This window comes from Corynebacterium tuscaniense (assembly GCF_008693065.1).
GTDB lineage: Bacteria > Actinomycetota > Actinomycetes > Mycobacteriales > Mycobacteriaceae > Corynebacterium > Corynebacterium tuscaniense.
The window spans coordinates 1-6,406 of sequence record NZ_VXKH01000077.1 but is presented as its reverse complement, the minus strand read 5'-3'; the positions used below and the strand labels follow the sequence as shown (position 1 = coordinate 6,406).

General features: G+C 58.9%; 6 protein-coding genes and 1 pseudogene. 2 read left to right on the top strand and 5 right to left on the bottom strand.

Annotated elements, in window-relative coordinates; all coding sequences use genetic code 11:
* Both F4V54_RS09810 and pgi read right to left on the bottom strand, forming a co-directional pair.
* A pseudogene (locus tag F4V54_RS09810) lies at positions 1-381 on the bottom strand (glutamate--cysteine ligase); the annotation flags it as partial.
* 70 nt (positions 382-451) lie between these two features.
* The gene (gene pgi, locus F4V54_RS09805) at positions 452-2,113 is read right to left on the bottom strand and encodes a glucose-6-phosphate isomerase (RefSeq protein ID WP_150387015.1); all 1,662 of its coding nucleotides are present in this window, start codon (positions 2,111-2,113) and stop codon (positions 452-454) included.
* An 80-nt stretch (positions 2,114-2,193) separates the two neighbouring features.
* Here pgi and F4V54_RS09800 point away from each other — a divergent pair, with 80 nt between their 5' ends.
* Positions 2,194-2,514, top strand: coding sequence for an antibiotic biosynthesis monooxygenase family protein (locus F4V54_RS09800; RefSeq protein ID WP_034666326.1), 321 nt, complete (start codon positions 2,194-2,196; stop codon positions 2,512-2,514).
* 81 nt (positions 2,515-2,595) lie between these two features.
* Here F4V54_RS09800 and F4V54_RS09795 read toward each other — a convergent pair whose 3' ends face one another.
* Positions 2,596-2,913: a chorismate mutase gene (locus tag F4V54_RS09795; protein ID WP_249041283.1), complete on the bottom strand. Its 318-nt coding sequence runs from the start codon at positions 2,911-2,913 to the stop codon at positions 2,596-2,598.
* Between the two features lie 63 nt (positions 2,914-2,976).
* Here F4V54_RS09795 and pcrA point away from each other — a divergent pair, with 63 nt between their 5' ends.
* Positions 2,977-5,304, top strand: a complete 2,328-nt coding sequence (gene pcrA, locus F4V54_RS09790; RefSeq protein WP_102724441.1) for a DNA helicase PcrA — start codon at positions 2,977-2,979, stop codon at positions 5,302-5,304.
* 9 nt (positions 5,305-5,313) lie between these two features.
* Here pcrA and F4V54_RS09785 read toward each other — a convergent pair whose 3' ends face one another.
* Together F4V54_RS09785 and F4V54_RS09780 are read right to left on the bottom strand one after the other, a co-directional pair.
* Positions 5,314-5,994 carry a M23 family metallopeptidase gene (locus tag F4V54_RS09785; RefSeq protein ID WP_102724440.1) on the bottom strand — a complete coding sequence of 227 codons (681 nt, stop codon included), beginning with the start codon at positions 5,992-5,994 and terminating at the stop codon, positions 5,314-5,316.
* 276 nt (positions 5,995-6,270) lie between these two features.
* The coding region (locus F4V54_RS09780; RefSeq protein ID WP_150387014.1) for a M23 family metallopeptidase at positions 6,271-6,406 on the bottom strand (136 nt) is incomplete at its 5' end.

The following is a 6,406-nucleotide window of genomic DNA, read 5'->3' as shown; positions in this document are numbered from 1 at the left end:
CGTGCCGATCATCGCGACGTGCGCGCCGGCTTTCTGCGCCGCCTTATTCACGGCCGCCAGCCGCACATCGAGCCCCTCATGCAGCTGCCGCAGCCCGTCCCCCGCCAGCGCGAGCGGTGGGTGGTTGAGCTCCACGTTGTAGCGGCCAACTTCGGTTTGGTACTCGTCGGACAGTTCCCCGAGCACGGCCTCATTACATCCGGCCGGGGCCATATCGTCGCCCACGAGATTGAGCTCAAGTTCCAACCCGATCGTGCCGTGGTCGACAAATTCGGCCTCCTGGAGGTGGCGGTCGAAGCTCTCCAGGTCATCAAGCAGCAGTTGGCGGTATCGCGTCCGCTGCTTGGGGGTGTAGGAATCACGTGAAACGGCATCGCCCATGCTGGCTTAGCTTATCCGCCGCAAACCAAATTATTATGGTTTGCAGCGGTTTTGATTCACGCGGCACGCATCAAGCGTGGTTGCGGTACCAGGTGATCAGGTTGTCGGTGGAGGAGTCCCCACTATTGGGTTCTTCCTCGCCTGAGACGGCTGCGGCGAGCTCGTTGGCTTGAGCTTTGCCCAGTTCAACACCCCATTGGTCGAAGGAGTTGATACCCCAGATCACGCCCTGCGTGAACGTGATGTGCTCATACAAAGCGATGAGCGCACCCAGTACGTGCGGCGTGAGCTCGTCTGCGAGGATCGTCGTTGTCGGTCGATTTCCAGGCATCACTTTGTGCGGGGCCAATTGCTTATCGACGCCCCCCGCTTCCACCTCTTCCACCGTCTTCCCAAACGCCAGCACCTTGGTCTGCGCGAAGAAGTTGCCCATGAGTAGGTCGTGCATGGAGCCTTCGCCGGTAGCGGTGGGCAGGTCTTCTTTCGGGCGGGCAAAACCGATGAAGTCAGCGGGGATCATGGAGGTGCCCTGGTGCATGAGCTGGAAGAATGCGTGCTGGCCGTTGGTTCCTGGTTCGCCCCAGAAGACTTCTCCGGTGTCGGTGGGGACCGGTGAGCCGTCGATAAGCACAGACTTGCCGTTCGACTCCATGGTGAGTTGTTGCAGGTACGCGGGGAAGCGCGCGAGGTCCTGTGAGTAGGGGAGCACTGCGTGTGTGGCGGCACCGTGGAAGTTGCGGTACCAGATGTTCAACAGGCCCATAAGAGCTGGGATGTTCTCGCAGATGTCGGTGGTACGGAAGTGCTCGTCCATGGTGTGGAAGCCTTCGAGGAAACGCATAAAATCGAGGGGGCCGATGACAGCCATGAGGCTGAGGCCGATCGCGGAATCGACGGAATAGCGGCCACCAACCCAATCCCAGAACGGGAACATGTTCTCCGTATCAATGCCGAACTCCGCAACCTTCTCTGCATTCGTGGACACTGCCACGAAGTGCTTAGCGATGGCGGATTCATCCCCATCAAACTGCTCCAACAGCCAACGCTTCGCGGCGTGCGCATTGGAGAGCGTTTCCTGTGTAGTGAAAGTCTTGGAGGCGACGATGAACAGCGTCTCACCCGGATCTGCCTCATCGAGGACACTGACCATGTCTGCTGGATCAACATTGGAAACAAACTCCGCTGTGATCCCCGCCGTGGCGTAGGTGCGCAGGGCCCTGGCTGCCATCGCAGGCCCCAAGTCTGAACCGCCGATACCAATGTTGACCACCTTCTTAATGGTGTGGCCCGTGTGCCCCAACCATGCACCAGAGCGCAGCTTAGACGCGAAATCTCGCATGCGACCGAGGACCTCGTGCACATCAGCGGCGACATCCTGACCATCGACGGTGAGATGCTCCTCCGCAGGCAGGCGCAGCGCGGTGTGGAGCACCGCACGGTCCTCCGTGGAGTTGATATGAGCCCCCTGGAACATCTGCTCCGTTGCGTGGTTCAAGTCGGCTTCTTCCGCCAGGGCCACTAGGGCATCCAAGATGTCCTCATCCAACAGGTTCTTGGACAGGTCGACGTGGAGGCCTGCGGCGTCGAACGTGTATTTCTGCGCACGCTGCTCATCCCGGTCAAACAGCTCTCGCAGAGTCATTGCTTTCTTCTCTGCATGAAGTTTTTGCAAGTTCTTCCATGCCTGGGTCTGGGTGATATCGCGGGAGGGGGTGACGGAGGAATCAGTCATAGCGTGTCCTTGGGAGCTGATCATCGAGGAAATAAATGTGTGCCTCCCAGGTTAGTGAAATTTTGGGTCATAATGGGGCCATGAGCATCGTCAAAATTAACGCAATCACTGTCCCTGAAGGTGCTGGCGAAAAGCTCGAGGAGCGTTTCCAGGCACGCAAGCACGCAATCGACAGTCAGCCAGGCTTCGAAGGCTTCCAATTACTACGCCCGGTAAAGGGGGAGGACCGCTACTTCGTGGTCACCCGTTGGGCGGACCAGGAGTCCTACGATGCATGGTGGGCCGGCGAAGGCCAGGCCGCTCATGCCAACAAAGAAGGGGAGCAGCCCCGCAAGCCGGTGGCTACCGGCGCAGAGCTGCTTGAATTCGAGGTTGTACTCGATTCGCTCGAACAAAACTAGGGCCCACTTCTTGTCTTAGAGGCCCACGTCCTTTGTCCTTAGAGGCCCACTTTTTGTCTTAGAGGCCCACTTGGTGGGCCTCTAGCCGAGTTTCCCTCGCCCTAGCCTGAGCAGGATTGCGGCGAGGTTTGGTCCTTCTTCCCCCAGTTCATCCCGGAACTGGTTGATGATGGCCACTTCACGGGTGTGCACTAGGCGTGTGCCACCCGATCCCATACGAGTTTTTCCGATGGCGCGGGAGATCTCGGAGCGGCGCTTCACTGCGTCCAAGATCACGCGGTCCAGCCGGTCAATTTCCTGCCGATACTGTTGAATCTCCGCGTCCGACAACGGGTCATCCGTCCCCGATGGGTACCTGATCTCAAACTGCTCCTCGCCCATAGCCTTCCATTCTGCCATGTGCCTGCATGAACTAGCGTGGGGAGGGCAGTGTCGTACCTGCCTAGTACGGTGGTATCCATCATGGGAACTGACTTAACTCTGGGGCTTAACCCGCAGCAGAAGGCTGCGGTAGAACACTCTGGCTCACCTCTACTCATCGTCGCCGGAGCGGGTTCGGGCAAAACCGCTGTTTTGACACGGCGTATTGCCTATCTTTTGCAGGAACGGGCGGTCGCTCCGTGGGAGATCCTGGCTATCACATTCACCAACAAAGCTGCCGCTGAAATGCGGGACCGTGTGGTGAGTTTGATTGGGCCACATGCGGAGCGTATGTGGGTGGCTACGTTCCACTCCGTGTGCGTGCGCATCCTCCGCCAACAGGCACAGCTGGTGCCGGGGTTGAACAGCAACTTCACTATTTATGACAGTGATGATTCGCGCCGGTTGCTGGGCATGATCGCTAAAGAGATGAACCTTGATCTGAAGAAGTTCACTCCGCGGTCCCTGGCTAATGCGATCTCAAATCTCAAGAATGAGCTCATCGGTCCCGAAGAAGCACGGGCACAGGCCACTACGACGAAGAATCCGTTTGAGGTGACGGTGGCGGCCGTGTATGCGGAGTACCAACGGCGCCTTCGTGGCGCTAATGCGGTGGATTTTGACGATTTGATTGGGGAGGTCGTCGCGCTGTTCAAGCAGCACCCACCAGTGCTCGAGTACTACCGCAGGCGTTTCCGCCACGTGCTGGTTGATGAGTACCAGGACACTAACCACGCACAATACGAGCTCATTCACACATTGGTGGGGGACGGACCACAGGCGCCGGAGCTCGCGGTGGTGGGTGATTCGGACCAGTCCATTTATGCCTTCCGCGGTGCGACGATTCGAAACATTGAGGAATTTGAGCGGGACTATCCCAATGCCACCACGATCCTGCTGGAGCAGAACTACCGCTCGACCCAGAACATTCTCGCTGCAGCCAATGCCGTGATTTCCCAAAACGTCGGCCGGCGCCCCAAGAAGCTATGGACGGATTTGGGGGAGGGGGACAAGATCATTGGCTACGTTGCGGATAATGAGCATGATGAGGCGCGCTTTGTCGCTAGTGAAATCGATGCCCTGACGGACCGTGGTGCGCAGTACTCCGACATCGCGGTGATGTACCGGACGAATAATTCCTCCCGCGCTTTGGAGGACATCTTCATTCGTGCCGGGATTCCCTACAAAGTCGTGGGTGGTACGCGCTTCTATGAACGCCGTGAGATCCGTGACATCATCGCGTACCTGCGCGTGCTGGAGAACCTGGATGATGACGTGAGTATGCGTCGCATTATCAACGTGCCTAAGCGCGGCATTGGGGATAAAGCACAAGCAATGGTGGCACTGCATGCGGAAAACCAGGGGATCAGCTTTGGCCGTGCTCTGCGTGATGTCGCTTCCGGGGAGGTCCCCGGAGTGGCATCCCGCACCGCTAATGCCATCGGCGGTTTCGTGGAGATGCTCGACGGGCTCATCGCTGAGATCCCCGAGTTGCTCAATGAGGTCACCGGCATGCCGGACCTAGGTGGCCTGGTAACCCGCATCTTAGATGTCACCGGATACAAGGCAGAACTGGAAGCCTCGAATGATCCGCAGGACGGCGCGCGCCTAGACAACCTCAACGAATTGGTATCGGTGGCGCGTGAATTCTCCTCCGATGCCGCTAACCAGATGGCATACGCAACCATGCCGGGCGATGAACCAGCTGACGTGGCGGAAGGAGAACCCGCGCCGGGATCACTCCAAGCGTTCTTGGAGCGCGTCTCCTTGGTCGCTGATGCAGATCAAATTCCGGATGAAGGCCAAGGTGTGGTCACAATGATGACGCTGCACACGGCGAAGGGGCTGGAATTTCCCATCGTGTTCGTCACTGGTTGGGAAGATGGGCAGTTCCCACATTTGCGTTCTTTGGGGGACCCGGATGAGCTGGCCGAAGAACGTCGATTGGCTTATGTAGGAATCACCCGCGCGAGGCGAAAACTCTACCTCACGCGGGCGATGCTGCGTTCGTCGTGGGGCAGCCCGGTAACCAACCCTGCCAGTCGCTTCCTCGCAGAGGTCCCAGAGGACCTCATCGACTGGCGTCGGGTGGAACCGGAGCGCTCCTTCGACGGTGGTTTCTCGGATGCCTGGAGCTCACCGACAACACCACACAAATCCATGCGGACACGCAGCGGTGGTAGCCGCATGAAGGTCAACAAGAATTTGCATCTGGCTAAGGGGGACCGCGTCAACCACGCGAAGTATGGGTTGGGCACGGTCATGAGCGTCGATGGTTCAGGGGCCAGGGAGACCGTCACCATCGACTTTGGTTCCAGCGGAACCGTGCGCCTCATGCTCATCGGAGGCGTGCCGATGGAGAAGTTGTAAGGCGCTGCTCTAGATGGTGATGCCGCGCTGCGCGAACCACGGCACCGGGTCCACCTGCGTTTGACCATCTGGCAGGATTTCAAAGTGTAGGTGCGGTCCGGTAGAGCGGCCCTCATTACCCATCTGGGCGATTTGCTGGCCGGCGGTTACGCGCTCACCAACCTGCACGTTGAAGGAATGCACGTGGCCGTACACGCTGATGGATCCATCATCGTGGCGCAGGCGCACCCATTTGCCAAAGCCTTGGGCGGGGCCGGCGTTGATCACAGTGCCGTCCATCACGGCCTTAACCGGGGTGCCAATGTTGTTGGCAATGTCGATGCCACGGTGGACTGAGCCCCAACGCGGGCCGAAGCCAGAGGTGAAGCGACCTTCAGCCGGCATCACGACGGACTGTCCAGCCGGCGAAACACCAGTCTGGGGCGTGACTGTATTCGTGGTCACGCCAGGCGTGGCCTCCGCTTCGTTGTACTGCGGCAGAATGCGCGGATCGTAGACGATGCTGTAGCCGGCGGCGGAGAACGTGGCGCCCTTGGTGAAGATGTCGTCGAGGGCCTTGCCAAGGTCCGGCAGGGCAGGCGCGAGGTCATCAACGGCTTGGCCGTTGACAGAGACGGTAAAGGCATTGGCGGGCAGGGCCGCGAGCGGAATGGCCAGAGCGATGGCGCCGGCGATGAATCGTTTTTTCATGTCGTCCTTTTGAGAGATTGAGGGAAACATGTGAGAATTTTCAACTCGCAACATGCTATCCGCGCTTTTCTCGTTGATCAATGCCTATTTATGTCAGCTGACGTGCGCAATTAGCTCGCACGTGCGAAAGATTCCTTCAAAACAGCTGGATACGAGAGTGGCTAGTGTTGCAGATGTTGTTAATGTGACGGTCGGGCGCGGGGGTAGTTTTTGGGGGTGGCAAAAGAAAAATCCTCCGTCCCAAGGCGGGAGGAGGATGAGGTTCTGTGCGCGACTTTAGAGGCTAATGCCTCGTTCGGCGAGCCACGGTGCCGGGTCGATTGCGTCGCCCCCGGCTGGGTGGACCTCGAAGTGAAGGTGGGAGCCAGTGGACCAGCCGCGGGAGCCCATGCCGGCGATGCGCTGGCCGGCG

What these genes read in the sequence shown, in the direction of transcription:
- F4V54_RS09785 (WP_102724440.1), bottom strand. Translation starts at nt 5,994, where the DNA reads ATGAAAAAACGATTCATCGCCGGCGCCATCGCTCTGGCCATTCCGCTC.
- pgi (WP_150387015.1), bottom strand. Translation starts at nt 2,113, where the DNA reads ATGACTGATTCCTCCGTCACCCCCTCCCGCGATATCACCCAGACCCAG.
- pcrA (WP_102724441.1), top strand. Translation starts at nt 2,977, where the DNA reads ATGGGAACTGACTTAACTCTGGGGCTTAACCCGCAGCAGAAGGCTGCG.
- F4V54_RS09800 (WP_034666326.1), top strand. Translation starts at nt 2,194, where the DNA reads ATGAGCATCGTCAAAATTAACGCAATCACTGTCCCTGAAGGTGCTGGC.
- F4V54_RS09795 (WP_249041283.1), bottom strand. Translation starts at nt 2,913, where the DNA reads ATGGCAGAATGGAAGGCTATGGGCGAGGAGCAGTTTGAGATCAGGTAC.